Genomic DNA, 15315 nt, shown 5'->3' with positions numbered 1-15315 from the left:
ACAACGGAAGGCTTTGGTCGAGGAAGTGTTTTCAATGAAAACTGCGGTTTAAGCATTTTGTGCTAGGGCTCAGAGCCATCATCATGTTTTACGCTCGTGGAGGAGTAAGAGTATCATGTTATTCTCATCGTTTACTTAATATCGATGCTTGATGTGCTCTATTTAATAATATATTATAATAAACATAAGGTAGTATGTGCAGTGATATTAGCAACTGGCATATATTCACATCCATAACCAACACTGAGCAAGGAGACGTGATATGTGGAAAAAGCTCAGAAAAGAAGACAGGCCGTTCATTATTCTCTTTCTTCTCTGGTTCATCCCGATTTTTCTTACCCTGGCAAGCGGCATCTGCTCCAGCCTGCGCGATGCGGGCAAGCCAAAGGAATCCATCATCAGCATCTCAAGCACGGCTTTTTTTAATGACCTGCCGGGAGTATTCTATATTTACTTTGGAAGGCCCTCCTGCCCTGACTGCACGGAATTTGGACCGGTGCTGGAGGAGACGCTGAAAAAGAACAGCTGGCAAGTGTATTACTTTGACACTCTCTATTGGAAGGACGACGCGCAGTACGAGCGGATCATCACAAAGTACCATGTGGATGATGTTCCGCTCCTGGTCAAGACGGTGGATGGAGACTTTGCAGGGGCATATCATTACCGCCCGGATGACAGAGAACAGGCCGAGCAGGACTTAAAAGCATTCTTTATTTCCCGGGGTGACGGCGTCCTCTCTGTGACCGAAGACAATCGGCCTGTCCAATTCCATGACCGGTTGATGTCAGTCACCTTCCTCGCCATCCTGACCAACACCGCATGGCTGCTCGCAAAATGTCTTTCCTTCCGGTCGGGAAAAGGCGCAGGCTTCCTTGTATTTCCGGCGCTGCTGAATAACTCGGCAATGATTCTCCTGCATTTTCTCATCGCCGGACTGGGGTTTTCCTTTGCCCTGCAATACAATGCATCGCCCGGAGATACGCTGATGGACGCCATCGGCAGGGCGACATGGCTTACCGGGACGCCGGTTCTCTACGGGGTGAATATGCTGCTCTGTGCCTGGATGGCGGTAAACCGCCGGCCGAGAAAACCGCTTCAAAAATAATGCCGCATATTTGTTCACCAGAAAGCATAACCGGGGATGCCGCTGAAGCGCTTTTTTCGCGGCAGCGGCATCCCCGGCATGGAGAATCATGTTTATCTGTTGTATCTTTGTCGATTACATCAGCTGACGGAACATCTCAATGACCTGTTCCTTGGTCGCCTCACGCGGATTTCCCGGATAGCAGGCATCGTTCAGGGCATCTGTAGCAAGCTGATCGAGATCCTCCTCGCGGATACGGTCATTCTTCTCGGGGATCCCGACATCCTTGGAGAGCTGTTTCACGGCGGCAATCGCCGCATCGCGATACTCCTCCTGGGTCATCTCGTCGACGCCCTTGACGCCCATGGCTCTTGCGATCTCTCTGTATTTTGTGCCGGTGTAATCCCGGTTAAACTCCATGGTGATCGGCAGGAACATCGCGCAGGCCATACCATGAGGCGTGTCATAGTGGGCAGACAGCGTATGCGCCATGGAATGGTCAATACCAAGACCTACATTGGAAAATCCCATACCGGCAATATATTGGCCAAGGGCCATGCCTTCACGTCCCTTTTTGGTATTGGCTACAGCATCACGAAGGTTCTCCGCAATCAGCCTGATGGCCTCAAGGTGGAACATATCGGTCATTTCCCAGGCGCCCTTCGTCGTGTAGCCCTCGATGGCATGGGTCAGGGCATCCATCCCTGTGCAGGCGGTAAGCCCCTTCGGCATGGAGGACATCATCTCCGGATCGACCACGGCGATAATCGGCATGTCGTGGGTATCTACGCAGACAAACTTCCGCTCTTTTTCGACATCGGTGATGACATAGTTGATGGTAACCTCCGCAGCGGTTCCCGCGGTTGTCGGTACGGCGATAATCGGCACGCAGGGATTTTTCGTCGGCGCGACGCCCTCCAGGCTTCTCACATCAGCAAAGTCCGGATTGGTTATGATAATGCCGATTGCCTTGGACGTATCCATGGAAGATCCGCCGCCGATCGCAATAATGCAGTCCGCTCCGGATGCCTTGAATGCTTCCACACCGTGCTGTACGTTAGCGATCGTAGGATTTGGCTTAATATCAGAATACAGCGTGAACGGAATCTGCGCGGCATCCAGAAGATCTGTTACCTTGGCAGTGACGCCAAATTTAACAAGATCCGGATCAGATGCCACAAATGCTTTGTGAAAGCCTCTCGCTTTCATCTCCGGGACAATTTCCTGGATTGCACCGGCTCCATGATATGATGTGCCATTAAGGGAAATTCTGTTCGCCATGTTTCCATCCTCCTCTGGAAAATGATTTCTTTACCCATCTGTTAATAAAATAACATGTCGGAGGTGGAAATGTAAGTTACACTTTACCAGATGTGTAACTTGCATGACCAGGCGTTTACGGTTCATCACATGCGGGGGCAGGACGCGCAAAATGGCTGCTTGCAGGCAGTTTTGCGCGTTCTGTCCCCACATGGGCCAAGCGCCGCAGACACGCGGATCCCCGCACCCTGTGAAGCAAAGCTTCGCTGGATGCGGGGATCCAAACAGTAACATCACATGGCTCCCAGGATCATTCCAAGATGTTCAACGCCCGGAAAAGCCTCTCGACCGGCTGCGGCATGGCATTGACCATCACCTGCGCTAGTTCCCGCGAGCTCATCCGCATACCGCCGAGCACCCATTTTACTGTGCGGTAGATCTGCGCCCAGCAGTACATCTCCAGGACTTCCTCCATGGCAGGCGCAGGGAACTCGCCGGTTTTTTCCCTGATCAGATTCCTGTAAAAGGCAAAAATCATCGCAAAATCGTGCTCGCGCAGATTGTTCTGATCATCATTCCGGAAAGCTGCTGTAAAAAAAAGCCGTTCCTCACGGATATAATTAAATTTCAAAATCAGGCTCTCGGTAATTGTCCTTCCCTTCCCCATCTGGTCAAAGGATCTTGTGAGAAGTTTGTCAAAGTACCAGTTGATCAGATCATATTTATCCAGAAAATTGCGGTAAAAGGTTTGTCTCGACACACCGCAGCGATTCGTGATTTCCCTGACCGTGATCGCCTCCACCGGGGAGGTTTTCATGCACTCGCCCATCGCACTCGCGAGACGGTATTTCACATCACTCCCCTTTTCCTGCACATTCTCCCTTGCAGGCGTATTCCCTGGTTCCCTATCTTTTGTCTGCATTTTAACTCATCCGCAAATATTACATTTCCCAATATCCGGGAATTTCCCGGATCCCGGCCGGGCTTACTTCTCCCCGCAGCGCAGGGCGAGATAATCCTTCACCAACGCACAGGCCTCGTCCAGATCAAGACGGGTCGTGTTGATGGTGAGGTCATAATTCTGCATATCATACCAGTCGCTGTCGGTGAAATAGCGGTAATAATTCTGCCTCTCCCGCTCAATCTTCCGGATCCGCTTCTTTGCCCTCTCCTCATCGATCTGGTCGACCTCCATCACCCGCTTAACGCGCGTGACATAATCCGAGCAGACGAAAATGCGGACGACATGGTCCATATCCTCAAACTGATCCAGAACGAAGCCCGACGCCCGCCCGACAAAGATGCTCGGCTCTTTCACCGCAAGGTCATGGATCACCTTCGCCTGAAAGCGGAACAGGTTCTCCGGGGTAGTCAGGTCGTCGTCCGGATCCGGGTCGGTGAGATCGATCCGGCGCCCGCCGAGCCGGGCAATCCAGTTTCTCCCGGCCTTCTCGTCGGCCATGCCGAAATACCGCTCCGCGACGCCGCTCTTCTCCGAGGCGATTTTGATCAGATCGTCGTCATAGAACGGCATCCCCAGCTGTTCCCCGAGCTTCCGGCCGACGATGCGACCGCCGCTCCCGTATTCGCGCTCAATCGTGATCGTAAATCCCTGATTTCCCTTCTCCATGGCGTACCTCCCTCCGGATCCAATCTTTACAGTGTCATGACAATCCCGCCGTCCGCCGCGTACACGGTCGCCACGCCGGCGGCGTTCGTGATCAGGACCTCCCGGAACTGATTTGCCCGGCACATCAGATCCCGGACAAACTCAGCGCGCGCGGGGTTGTTCACATGGGCGATAATCAGCCTCTTGGATGCCGTCTCGCCCGCCTTTTCCAGGGCAATCTTCACCATCCGGGTGAGCGCCTTGTTGATGCCCCGCTCCTGGGAGAGCTTGACAATGACGCCCTTGTCCCCGGCCATCACCGGCTTGATATTCAGGGTCGTCGCGATAAACGCGGAAAGGCCGGACAGGCGTCCGTTCTTCCGGAGCGTATCCAGGGATTCCAGGACAAAGTATGTCTGCATCCGGTCACGGTACGCATAGGCCTCCCGCACGATCTCCTCAAAAGGGAGCTCCCGCTCACAGAGGTCCCGGATCGTCAGCGCGATATTCAGCTCGCCGCAGGAGGCAGAACGGGAATCGATAACCTCGATCTTCTTCTCCCCGCCGTGCTCCTCCTCATACATTTTCTTCGCGACGCAGGCAGAATTATAGGAGCCGCTCAGGTGGGAGGACAAGGTGACCACAAAGACGCAGTCCGCGTCTCCATCAAATTCCTGCATAAAGCGCTCCGGAGACGGGCAGGCGGTCTTCGCCCCGGCCGGGCTGTCCGCAACCAGTTTCAGGAACTTTTTCTGGTCAAATGTCTCATCGTCAATCACACGGGTCTCGCCAACCTCCAGCGTCAGCGGAACCACGCGGAAATGCGGATCTCTTTTCACTTCCTCTGTGGGATCAAGGCAGCTGTCCCCGACTATCCTGTATTTCATCCACGGCCTCCCATCGTGTTCCGAATGAACACGTAGTTTTCATTACCAGATATTATTATAATCCCTTCCCACTACGCCGTCAATCGCGTCGGAACGACAAAACCCCCACATGCCGCGGGGTATGGCTTCCCGGCATGTGGGGGCATTATGGTATCTGTTCGGCTTATGCTTTCTTCCCATCACCGGCAGCATCCGCAGACGGGTTCTCCGCGCCGCCGGCAGCATCCGCAGACAAGTTCTCCGCGCTGCCCGCAGCATCCGCCGAGCCAGTCTCGCCGGCCTTCTCCGCCGCCTCGTCCTTCTTTTCCGGCTCCGGATCCGGCTCAACCGCCGGGTCAGCCTCGGTCGTATCCGCCTTGGCGATCGCCTCCATGATCTCGCCGGAGCGCGCGACAAATTTCGTCATTCTCTCCGGGGTGAGGCTTCCGTGCGCGAGCTCCGCCAGATCGTAGAGCTGCTCGCACATCGCCGGAGTATGCTCACTCTTCGAATGATTGAGGACAAACTGCACGAGGGCATTTTCCGAATTGAGGACGAGAACCTCGCCGTCTCCGCCGAACATCGACGGATCCATATTCGGGCTGTACACCTTCATCATATCCTGCATCCGGCGGGTCTCCTCGGACACCGTGATCATGGATGCGATATTCTTGTCCTTCATCTTCTCCAGCTTCACGTGCAGCTGCTTATTGCCGACGGCATCCTGGAACAGCTTGCCGAGCTTTCTCTCCTGCGCGGAGAGCAGGCGCTTCTCGGCGTCATCGGTCTCGCCCTTCAGCGTGTCGTTGACATCCGCGTCGATGCGCTGGAACTTCAGGTTTTCATTCTTCTGCTCCAGCATGCTGATGAAGGGCACGTCGATATTGCGGTTCATCAGCACCGCTTCCTGCTTCGCGGCCTTGAACATGTTCACATACTGGCTCTGCTCGCTGAGGTCGGTGGCGTAATAAATCCGGTTCTCGTGATTCTCCTCCTTGGCCTCCTTCTTCAGGTCGTCCAGCGTCCTGTATTTGCCGTCCAGGTTCTTGAAAATGATCACGTCCCTGATCTTTTCCTCGAACTTCTCATCCTTCAGGCAGCCGTACTTGATGAACGGCGCGATGTCATCCCAGTACTTCTCGTAGTCCTCGCGCTCCGTCTTGAACATCCCGGTCAGCTTGTCGGCCACCTTCTTCGTGATATAGTCGGAAATCTTCTTCACGAAGCCGTCGTTCTGCAGGGCACTCCGGGAGACATTGAGCGGCAGGTCCGGGCAGTCGATGACGCCCTTTAAGAGCATCAGGAATTCCGGGATAACCTCCTTGATATTGTCCGCAATGAAGACCTGGTTATTGTACAGCTTGATCACACCCTCGGCGTTCTCGTACTCCAGGTTGATCTTCGGGAAATAGAGGATGCCCTTCAGGCGGAACGGATAGTCCATATTCAGGTGGATCCAGAACAGGGGCTCCCGGTAATCGTGGAACGTCTTACGGTAAAATTCCTTATATTCCTCCGGCTTGCACTGGCTCGGCGTCTTGTTCCAGAGCGGGTCTGTGTCGTTCAGGGGAACCGGCCGCTTCAGGATCTTATACTTTTCCTTCCGCGGGGAAATCTCCACGGTCTCCTTTGTGCCGTCCTCCTTCGTCTTTTCCTCGGTCTTCGCATCCTCGACCACCGTCTCGATGACGGTATCCTTAGCGGTCAGCTGGTCTTTCTCGATCTCCTCGTACTCCGGCTTGGCCTCGGTATTCTTCAGGAAGATCGGGATCGGCATGAAACCGCAGTATTTCTCGAGGACTTCCCGCGCCCGGTATTCATTGCAGAACTCCGTGCTGTCGTCATTCAGCCACAGTGTAATCTTCGTGCCGATCTTGTCCCGGCTGCCGTCCTTCATCTCATAGCTCATGCCGGACTCGGACTCCCAGTGCACCGGCTTCGCATCCTTCTGCCAGGAGAGGGAATCGATGGCCACGCGGTCCGCCACCATGAAGGCGGAATAGAAGCCCAGGCCGAAATGGCCGATGATCTGGTCCTGGTTGGCCTTATCCTTGTACTTTGTGAGGAAATCCTGCGCGCCGGAGAAGGCGATCTGGTTGATATATTTGTCCACCTCCTCCGCGGTCATGCCGACACCGTTATCCTCGACGGAGATGGTCTTCTCCTCCGGATTAACCTCGACGAGAACCTTGTAATCCGGGTCGTCCGGCTCCGTGTACTCGCCCATGAGCGCCAGCTTCTTCAGCTTGGTGATCGCGTCGCAGGCATTGGAGACCAGCTCACGGTAGAAGATGTCGTGGTCAGAATACAGCCACTTCTTGATGATCGGGAAAATATTTTCGCTGTTAATTGAGAGATTTCCTTTTTTCTCTTCCATGACACTCACTCCTTGTCTCTCTCTATCCTATCGTGCTTTCCTGTAACCCGCTGCCCGGCCTCGGGAAAATTTCGGAGCCGGCGGCGGACAGAATACCTATTATCGCAAACCCCGCCCGGCAGGGCGGGGTTCTGCCAACAAAGAATATTCTAATCCCCGGAAATTGCAAAGTCAATAAAAATTTAGCACTCAATTTATGTGAGTGCTGATAATCTCATCCCTGTTCAGCACACCGAGGGAAGCAAAGCTTCATAAGATGCGGGGTTCCGAACAGCGATAACCAACCCGTCTTCCCGGAGACGCGATTTTCTGCACACAGGCCGCCGGTTTTCGTATATAATGGTATCTGTTCGGAACCCCGCCCCCGCTTCGCCGGACGCGGAAGTTCTGAGCGCCTGCGGATCTCCGGGATCCGCGGCACCTGTCAACCACCGCACGGCTCCTGACAGAGCAGGGAAGAGGGTTATGGAAGACTACAGTATGAATGTACCTGAGATGTTTGGCAAAAATGTATTTAACGACGACGTGATGCGGGAGCGGCTCCCGAAGCCGGTCTACCGCCGGCTCCGCCAGATTATCGACAACCGCGAGGAGATGGATCCCTCCATCGCCGACGCTGTCGCGCACGCCATGAAGGATTGGGCCATCGAGAACGGCGCCACCCACTATTCCCACTGGTTCCAGCCGCTCACGGAGGTTACCGCGGAAAAGCACGATTCCTTCATCTCCGTGCCGGATGAGCGCGGCCACGTGATCATGGAATTTTCCGGCAAGGAGCTGATCAAGGGCGAGCCCGATGCCTCCTCCTTCCCCTCCGGCGGCCTCCGCTCCACCTTCGAGGCCAGGGGATACACCACCTGGGACTGCACCTCCCCGGCATTTCTCCGGAAGGATTCGACCGGCGTGACCCTGTACATCCCGACCGCGTTCTGCTCCTACAAGGGCGAGGCGCTCGACAAGAAGACGCCCCTTCTCCGCTCCATGCAGGCCATCAATGAGCAGGCGCTCCGGATTCTCCGCCTCTTCGGCAACACAACCTCCCACCGGGTTATCCCCATGGTCGGGCCGGAGCAGGAATATTTCCTCATCGACCGTGACAAATATCTGAGGCGCAAGGATCTGGTCTACACCGGGCGTACCCTGTTCGGCGCTATGCCGCCGAAGGGCCAGGAGATGGACGACCACTACTTCGGCGCCATCCGCCCCCGCGTCGGCGCGTTCATGAATGAGCTGAACCAGCGCCTCTGGGAGCTCGGCGTTCCCGCCAAGACCCAGCACAACGAGGTTGCCCCTGCCCAGCACGAGCTGGCGCAGGTATACGAGGAGGCGAACCTCGCCGCCGACCACAATCAGCTGGTCATGGAGACCATGAGGCGCACCGCCGAGAAGCAGAACCTTGTGTGCCTGCTCGCCGAGAAGCCGTTCGACGGCATCAACGGGTCCGGCAAGCACAACAACTGGTCCCTGACAACCGACGACGGCATCAACATGACCGACCCCGGAAAGACCCCGCATGAAAATGTCCAGTTTCTCCTCGTCCTTGCCCTGATCCTCAAGGCTGTGGATGAGCACGCTGACCTTCTCCGGGAGTCCGCCTTCGTCCCGGGCAATGACCTCCGCCTCGGCGCGCAGGAGGCGCCGCCGGCGATCGTCTCCGTCTTCCTCGGCGACCAGCTGGAGGATGTGATCGAACAACTCTGCAGCACCGGCGAGGTGACCGGATCCCGCAGCGGCGGCACCATGCATACCGGCGTAGCCACGCTGGCGGATTTCACCAAGGATGCCACCGACCGCAACCGGACATCGCCCTTCGCCTTCACCGGAAATAAATTTGAGTTCCGCATGGTCGGCTCCTCCGCCTCCATCTCCTCCCCCAACGTGGTGCTGAACACCATCGTGGCTGAGGCCTTCCGCGACGCCGCGGACGAGCTGGAGAAGGCGGACGACTTCCAGATGGCGGTTCACGACATGATCAAGAACCTCCTGAGCGCGCACCGGAGAATCGTCTTCAACGGCAACGGCTATTCCGACGAGTGGGTGAAGGAGGCGGAACGGCGCGGCCTTCCGAACTTCCGCTCCGGCGTGGAGTCCGTCGATGCCCTCGTCCGTGAGGAAAATGTCCGGATGTTCGAGGAGCTCGGCGTCTACACCCGGGCAGAGCTCGAATCCCGCCGGGAGATCGAGTATGAGAATTATGCGAAAACCATCAATATTGAGTCCCGGGCAATGATGAACCTGGCCCGGAAGCGCCTGATCCCGGCGATGGTGAAGTACACGACAAGGCTCGCCGAATCCATCAACACGGTTCGTGAGGCCTGCCCCGACGCGGACATTTCCACCCAGACCGACATGCTGAAGGATACCTCCCGGAATCTCGCCGATATGCGGGCAGCGCTCCTGGAGCTTGCCAAGCAGACTGACATCGCCGCGGCCATCACCGATGAGCGGCAGAAAGCCTTCTACTGCCTCCAGCACGTCGTTCCGGGAATGCACGCACTCCGGGAGCCGGCAGACCGGCTGGAGATGCTCTGCGACAAGGATCTGTGGCCGTTCCCGAGCTACGGCGACATGCTGTTCGAGCTGTAATCGGAACCGAGGGGCAGAATGTTTGCATCTGACGAAAAATGGCTCCCTTTCTACCTCGAAACAGATCCGGCAAAACGGCTCGCCCTGCTGGGCGGACTGCCGGATGGCGGTTCCGGGGAGGAAAGGAGCCTCAGGAGAGCGCTATTTGACCATCGTTACCGCCGCGCGGGGAAGCACTTCCGGGCAGACCTCGGGCTGCTGGCCTGCCTCCGCCTCCTGGATCTTCGGAAAAAGCCCCTGGTCTCCCGGCGCGAGGCGGAGAAGACAGTCCGGGAGTGCCTGGACCTCCTGGGATTTATGGTCGTTCCCGAAGGGGATGAAGCGGCGGAAGACGCCCTCTACTGGGAACTCCGCAACACCTTTCTCCGGTACCTGGAAACCTGCCACAGTGAGAATTACTCGCGGAAATGGTTCGGCCTCCTGAAATCCTCCGATAGGGAGAAGGCCGCCCGGGCGATGAGCGAGCTCTGGGAGATGACCCACGGGATCGCCCGCCTCATCCGCGCAGAGGAGCTCCGCGAATTTGACAGAATGGCCGGTTTTCTCGAAAAGGCCGGCGACGACGCCTATTTCTCCCTCGGAGACCGGGAGAAGGAACAGTACCAGGCTTTTCTCCGGACAAAAGAGATGGGCTGAACAAGCAAATTTGCTAAGTTCGAACTGCGCTTTCGCTTGTCCTCGTTAAGTGGCTGGTTATTGTTAAGTGCTCTGCCTAAAAAAACGGGACATCCGCCCTCACGATGAGGGAAACGGATGTCCCGTTTGCTGTATGGTTCAAAATATGCAGAACTCCCTGCAGCTGTCTAAGGCAGGCTGCCGGCCGGTCATCCCCATTTCGACGACCCGGTTCCCGGGGCGCTCTGCGAGCTGCCGGAACTGCCAGAGGAGGAACTTCCCGGGGAGGAACTGCCCGGAGATTCCGTCGACGTGGACGAAGAATCCGAACCTCCCGGCCCCGCCCCGTCTGAGGACGAGGTTGACGGGGAAAATGCCGGCGTCTGGGCGGACGATGTTTTCGCGGATGCCGAGGCGGACGAGTTTCCCGCCGATCCCGTCCACTCGCCGTTTCCGTCAAAGGAATAGCTCTTGCCGTCGATCGTGAGCGTCGCGCTCTGCGCCATCTTTCCGTAGGTCGGATCCAGATAGTACCACTTGCTGGCCAGCTGGAGCCAGCCGGTGGCCATCTGGCCATTATCTGCAAAATAGTACCAGGAACCATCGATCTGCCGCCAGCCGGTGGCCATGGCGCCGGAGGTCTTCATATAGTAGTATTTTCCATTGGAATCCTGGAGCCAGCCGGTAAGCATGACGCCGTCACTCTCGCGGAGGTAGTACACCTGGCTGTCGATCGTCTGCCAGCCGGTAACCATCTTGCCGGCCTTATCCCCGCCCTTGGTGAAATAATGCCAGCTGTCATCGATCTGCTTCCAGCCCTCGGCCATCTTGCCGTCGCTGTTCAGATAGTACCAGGTGTCCCCGGTCTTCCGCCAGCCGGTCTGCATATCCCCGGCGGAATGGAAGTAATACCAGGAACCGTTCATCTGCTTCCAGCCGGTGTACATGCGGCCGTCGGCACCCAGATAATACCACTTGCCGTCCAGCTGGAGCCAGCCGGTATGCATAACTCCGCTGTCCTCGAGATAATACCAGCTGTTGTCAAATTTGAGCCAGCCGGTCTTCATGCTCCCGTCGGTATTGAGGTAATAGTATTTATCTCCGATCTGCAGCCAGCCCTTGTAGAAAAAGCCATCGCTCTTCTGATAGTACCAGTGGCCGTTCTGCTGGATCCAACCCTCCTTAAGCGTTGTTGACGACGTGGTTTGCGCGGCGCGGGTCTCAAGTCCACCAGCCGGGCCGAGGAGAACCACACCGAGCGCCGCCGCTGCCAGGGCCGCACGGATCGTATTCTTTGCTTTCATAGGACAACTCCCTTCTTCTGATGCTGCAACCAGTATACCACAAATTTCTTTCAAACCGATTACAGCCCTCTGAAGATTCAGAGGCCAAGAAGCTCTGCCACCATGTTCTCCATCTCCGCCGGCGCGCAGGTGTGATGGTGGCGGATCTCCGCGTTCCGGATCTCCCGGATCGCCGGCGGGATCGAGACGCCGGAAACTCTCTCCATCTCATCGATCAGTGCGAAGTCGTCCTTCTTTTTCTCCCCGTCGCCGCGGATCGCGCTCATGACGCTGGAGGCGAATTTGTACGGGCTCGCCGTGGAGGAAATCACCGTCACGGTCTTATCCCCGGTATTTTCCCGGTAAGCGTGGTATACGCAGGAGGCAACGCCGGTGTGGGTGTCGATCAGGTAGTGCGTAGCCTCGAAGAGCCGGCGGATCTCCGCCGCATTTTCCTCCTGGGTAGCATAGCCGCCAAGAAAATCCTTCATCCGCTCCCGCATCTCTGGGGTGACGGTATACTTTCCGGTCTCCGCGAGCTCAGCCATCAGCTTCCTCGTCTCCTCCGCGTCCTCGCCGCAGGCCAGGTAGATCAGTCTCTCGAGGTTGCTGGAAATCAGGATATCCATGGACGGGGACGTCGTGAGGATGAATTCGCGGTTCCGGTCATAGGTCCCGGTCTGAAAGAAATCATAGAGAACCTTGTTGTCGTTGGAGGCGCAGATCAGGCGGTTCACCGGGATCCCGATCCGCTTCGCAAAATAGGCGGCGAGGATATTGCCGAAGTTTCCGGTCGGAACGGTGAAGTTCACCTTCTCCCCCGGCATGATCCGGTGGGTTCCGAGAAGCCTCGTGTATGCGTAGACATAGTAAACCACCTGGGGAATCAGGCGCCCGATGTTGATGGAATTGGCGGAGGACAGCTGGAAGCCCGCCTTCGCGAGCCTGTCGGCAAATGCCCTGTCGCCGAAGATTTTTTTGACCCCGGTCTGCGCGTCGTCAAAATTCCCGGTCTCCCCGACCACATAGGTATTGTCCCCCTTCTGGGTGAGCATCTGCAGCTCCTGCACATGGCTGACGCCGCCCTTCGGATAAAACACAATAATCCTGGTACCCGGAACGTCGGCAAAACCGGCCATAGCCGCCTTCCCCGTATCGCCGCTCGTCGCCGTCAGGATGACAATCTCGTTGGTGACGCCGTTCTTCTTTGCGGCTGTCGTCATGAGATGCGGCAGGATCGACAGTGCCATATCCTTGAAAGCGATCGTCCTGCCGTGGAACAGCTCGAGATAGTAGACGCCGTCCGCGTAAACGAGAGGCGCGATCTCCGGGGTATCGAATTTCTCATCATAGGCGCTGTTAATGCAGTTTTTCAGCTCCTCCTCCGTGTAATCCGTGAGAAACAGCTTCATCACCTCGTAGGCGACGCCGCGGTAGTCCATATCGGCAAGTTCCCTGAGGCTCTTGTCCAGCGCCGGAAAATGATCCGGCATGAACAGGCCGCCGTCCTTCGAGATTCCCTCGAGAATCGCCCGGGATGCCGAAATTCCGCTCTCGCCGCCTCTGGTGCTGTTATACTTGATCTGATCCATCCTAACCTCCTGCATCGCGGCCGCCAGCCGCCTGATCTTCCCTTTTGCCCCGCAGGCTCCGCCCGATGGAGATATGCGTCCCGCCTGCCGGTCCAGTCTCTTCTTGGTCACTCCCGGAAAAATTCCGGTTTTTCCAGTATATCCGATCAGCCGGTAACTTTCCACCGTCCGAAGAGATTCTTTTTGAAATGCCCGAGCTTCGCCGCGGCTCCCTCATACCCCATCGACGAGGCCTGCTGATAGCAGTCCACCGCCTTCTCCAGGTTGTCGGACCCACCGCGCTTCTCATAGAGCCCGCCGAGCATATAGAAGGCATACCCGTCGTACTCCTTCCCCGAGGCCTCCTCGAACAGGGCAAATGCCTTCTTTTCGTCGGCATCACAGCCCCTTCCCTCGAGATACAGGGTTGCCAGCTTGCTGACCGCCTGCAGGGTTCCCTTCTCATAGCAGCGGTTAAGCCAGGTAAATGCCTTCTCATCGTCCGCCGGAACGCCGTCCTCGCCCTGGTAATAGAACAGGCCCAGCAGCTCCGCGCACTCCGCGCTTCCCGCCTTTGCCCCGTTCTCATACCATCTGACGGCCTCCATGGGCTCCGCCGTCCCGGTGATGCCGTCCCGGTAAATATTGCCGAGCGCAAGGCTTGCCTCCCGGACTGTCTCCTGCTGCCCGCTCTTCGCTGCCTCCTGGAGAAGATTCACGGCTTTGGGCACACTCCTGGTCTCCGCATCCCGGAGATAGAGCTTCGCCAGCGGCAGGGCAGCTTCCCGGTAACCCTTGCTGTACGCAAGGCTGTACCAGTAGAACGCCTTCTCGTCATCACGCTCCACCAGCTCGTCCCGGTAAAACAGGTTGCCCAGCTCAAGGAAGCTTCCCGGATCGCCGGATTCCGCCGCCTTCTCGAAGCAGTCCTCCGCTGCCTTCACATCGCGGCGGGTAACCTTTCCCGCCAGATAATAGCGGCCGAGCGGCAGGGCAGCCCGCTTGTCACCCTGGATATCCGCGGCGCGGAAATACTGGAAGGCGAAATCCCCGTTGCCCTCCGCCTCGCATCGCTGTCCGAGCTCGCAGAGGCCCCAGGCATTTCCGAGCTTCGCGCACTCCGCCGCGCAGGCGAGATACTGCTCCTCGTCCGCGGGAATGTACTGCCCTTCCTGATAGCAGCGGCCGAGCTTCTCGATCGCAGAGGCGATCCCGCCTGCCGCTGCCGCCTGGTAATAGGCGATACACATCTCGACGGGCGGGACATCCGCCTCCGAGAGCAGCATAGCCTGCTGTTTCCTCGCCTCCGCGCGTGCCGCGGCGGTGCCTGAAGCGGCGCTCTCCTCCGGCTCCGGAGCCTTCTCGGGCTCCGTGTCGTTCTCCGATTCCGCAGTTTTCCCCGCCTCCGGGGCTTCCCCCGCGTCTTTCTCGGCACTGTCCGCCGGGGGCACCTCACCCGCGGCAGGTTTTTCCTCCTCCGCAACAGGCTGTTCCTCACCCGCGGCAGGTTTTTCCTCCTCCGCAGCAGGCTGTTCCTCACCCGCGGCTGCCGGGTACTTTCCGCTCTCCTGTTCCCGCAGCACGCGGAGCAACGCGCCGTTCTCAATCAGCTGCGCCGCCTGAAAAGAAGCGTACGGATCCCCGGCGATCGCCAGCTCCCGGACCCGCTTCCAGGCTTCCGCCACCGTGCGGACGGCTGCCTTCTGCAAAAAGGAATCCCACTGCCCCATCTGGAGAGCGCCGAGCACCGCCATGCTGCTTCCTCCCCGGGCTGCCCGGAGATAGCAGTCGTACGCTTTCTCCCGGCTGACACTGACATTGCCGTATCCCAGGCTGAAACATCTCCCGAGAAAATACCAGCTCTCGCGGTCTCCCTCGCGGGCAGCCGCATCCAGCCTGGCGATGCCGTCCGCGTATTTTGATGTGTCACACTGTTTCCAGATGAGGTCAGCACCTTCCCTGCACTCATCCGATATCCATTTCTCTTTATCGGACATATTTTTCACCCTTTTTATTCGATAAGCCTCCCGCGCATAAGGCACAGGAACCGATTCTGCCCCCTAT

The 15315-nt window shown here is 57.4% G+C and carries 11 protein-coding genes; 3 read left to right on the top strand and 8 right to left on the bottom strand.

Features of this window, described 5'->3' with window-relative positions; genetic code table 11:
• Positions 1-262 precede the first annotated feature (262 nt).
• A complete protein-coding gene (locus ISF27_RS07880; RefSeq protein WP_194610902.1) occupies positions 263-1105 on the top strand; it encodes a thioredoxin domain-containing protein in 843 nt (280 codons plus the stop codon).
• A gap of 114 nt (positions 1106-1219) precedes the next feature.
• Here the strand turns inward: ISF27_RS07880 and fucO are convergent, their stop codons facing one another.
• The 5 genes from fucO to htpG form a co-directional block, all read right to left on the bottom strand.
• Positions 1220-2365, bottom strand: coding sequence for a lactaldehyde reductase (gene fucO / locus ISF27_RS07875; protein WP_194610899.1), 1146 nt, complete (start codon positions 2363-2365; stop codon positions 1220-1222).
• Between the two features lie 289 nt (positions 2366-2654).
• Positions 2655-3266 carry a TetR/AcrR family transcriptional regulator C-terminal domain-containing protein gene (locus ISF27_RS07870; protein ID WP_194610897.1) on the bottom strand — a complete coding sequence of 204 codons (612 nt, stop codon included), beginning with the start codon at positions 3264-3266 and terminating at the stop codon, positions 2655-2657.
• A gap of 63 nt (positions 3267-3329) precedes the next feature.
• Positions 3330-3974 carry a cytidylate kinase-like family protein gene (locus ISF27_RS07865; protein WP_194610895.1) on the bottom strand — a complete coding sequence of 215 codons (645 nt, stop codon included), beginning with the start codon at positions 3972-3974 and terminating at the stop codon, positions 3330-3332.
• Positions 3975-4000: 26 nt separating this feature from the next.
• Positions 4001-4840 carry a DegV family protein gene (locus ISF27_RS07860; protein ID WP_194610894.1) on the bottom strand — a complete coding sequence of 280 codons (840 nt, stop codon included), beginning with the start codon at positions 4838-4840 and terminating at the stop codon, positions 4001-4003.
• A 163-nt stretch (positions 4841-5003) separates the two neighbouring features.
• The gene (htpG, locus tag ISF27_RS07855; RefSeq protein ID WP_194610892.1) at positions 5004-7196 is read right to left on the bottom strand and encodes a molecular chaperone HtpG; all 2193 of its coding nucleotides are present in this window, start codon (positions 7194-7196) and stop codon (positions 5004-5006) included.
• Between the two features lie 465 nt (positions 7197-7661).
• On the opposite strand from htpG, the gene ISF27_RS07850 reads away from it, so the two are divergent.
• Together ISF27_RS07850 and ISF27_RS07845 are read left to right on the top strand one after the other, a co-directional pair.
• Positions 7662-9782: a glutamine synthetase III family protein gene (locus tag ISF27_RS07850; protein WP_194610890.1), complete on the top strand. Its 2121-nt coding sequence runs from the start codon at positions 7662-7664 to the stop codon at positions 9780-9782.
• An 18-nt stretch (positions 9783-9800) separates the two neighbouring features.
• A complete protein-coding gene (locus ISF27_RS07845; RefSeq protein WP_194610888.1) occupies positions 9801-10418 on the top strand; it encodes a DUF6553 family protein in 618 nt (205 codons plus the stop codon).
• Between the two features lie 188 nt (positions 10419-10606).
• On the opposite strand, the gene ISF27_RS13620 is transcribed toward ISF27_RS07845, so the two are convergent.
• From ISF27_RS13620 to ISF27_RS07830, 3 genes are all read right to left on the bottom strand, one after another.
• Positions 10607-11701, bottom strand: coding sequence for a cell wall-binding protein (locus ISF27_RS13620; protein ID WP_194610886.1), 1095 nt, complete (start codon positions 11699-11701; stop codon positions 10607-10609).
• A 77-nt stretch (positions 11702-11778) separates the two neighbouring features.
• On the bottom strand, positions 11779-13272 hold the full coding sequence (gene thrC, locus ISF27_RS07835) for a threonine synthase (protein WP_194610884.1): 1494 nt from the start codon (positions 13270-13272) through the stop codon (positions 11779-11781).
• Between the two features lie 146 nt (positions 13273-13418).
• Positions 13419-15248: a tetratricopeptide repeat protein gene (locus ISF27_RS07830; protein WP_194610882.1), complete on the bottom strand. Its 1830-nt coding sequence runs from the start codon at positions 15246-15248 to the stop codon at positions 13419-13421.
• Positions 15249-15315 lie beyond the last annotated feature (67 nt).

It is taken from the genome of Clostridium vitabionis, from assembly GCF_015351765.1.
GTDB lineage: Bacteria > Bacillota > Clostridia > Lachnospirales > Lachnospiraceae > Clostridium_R > Clostridium_R vitabionis.
This window is presented reverse-complemented; position numbering and strand designations above follow the sequence as displayed.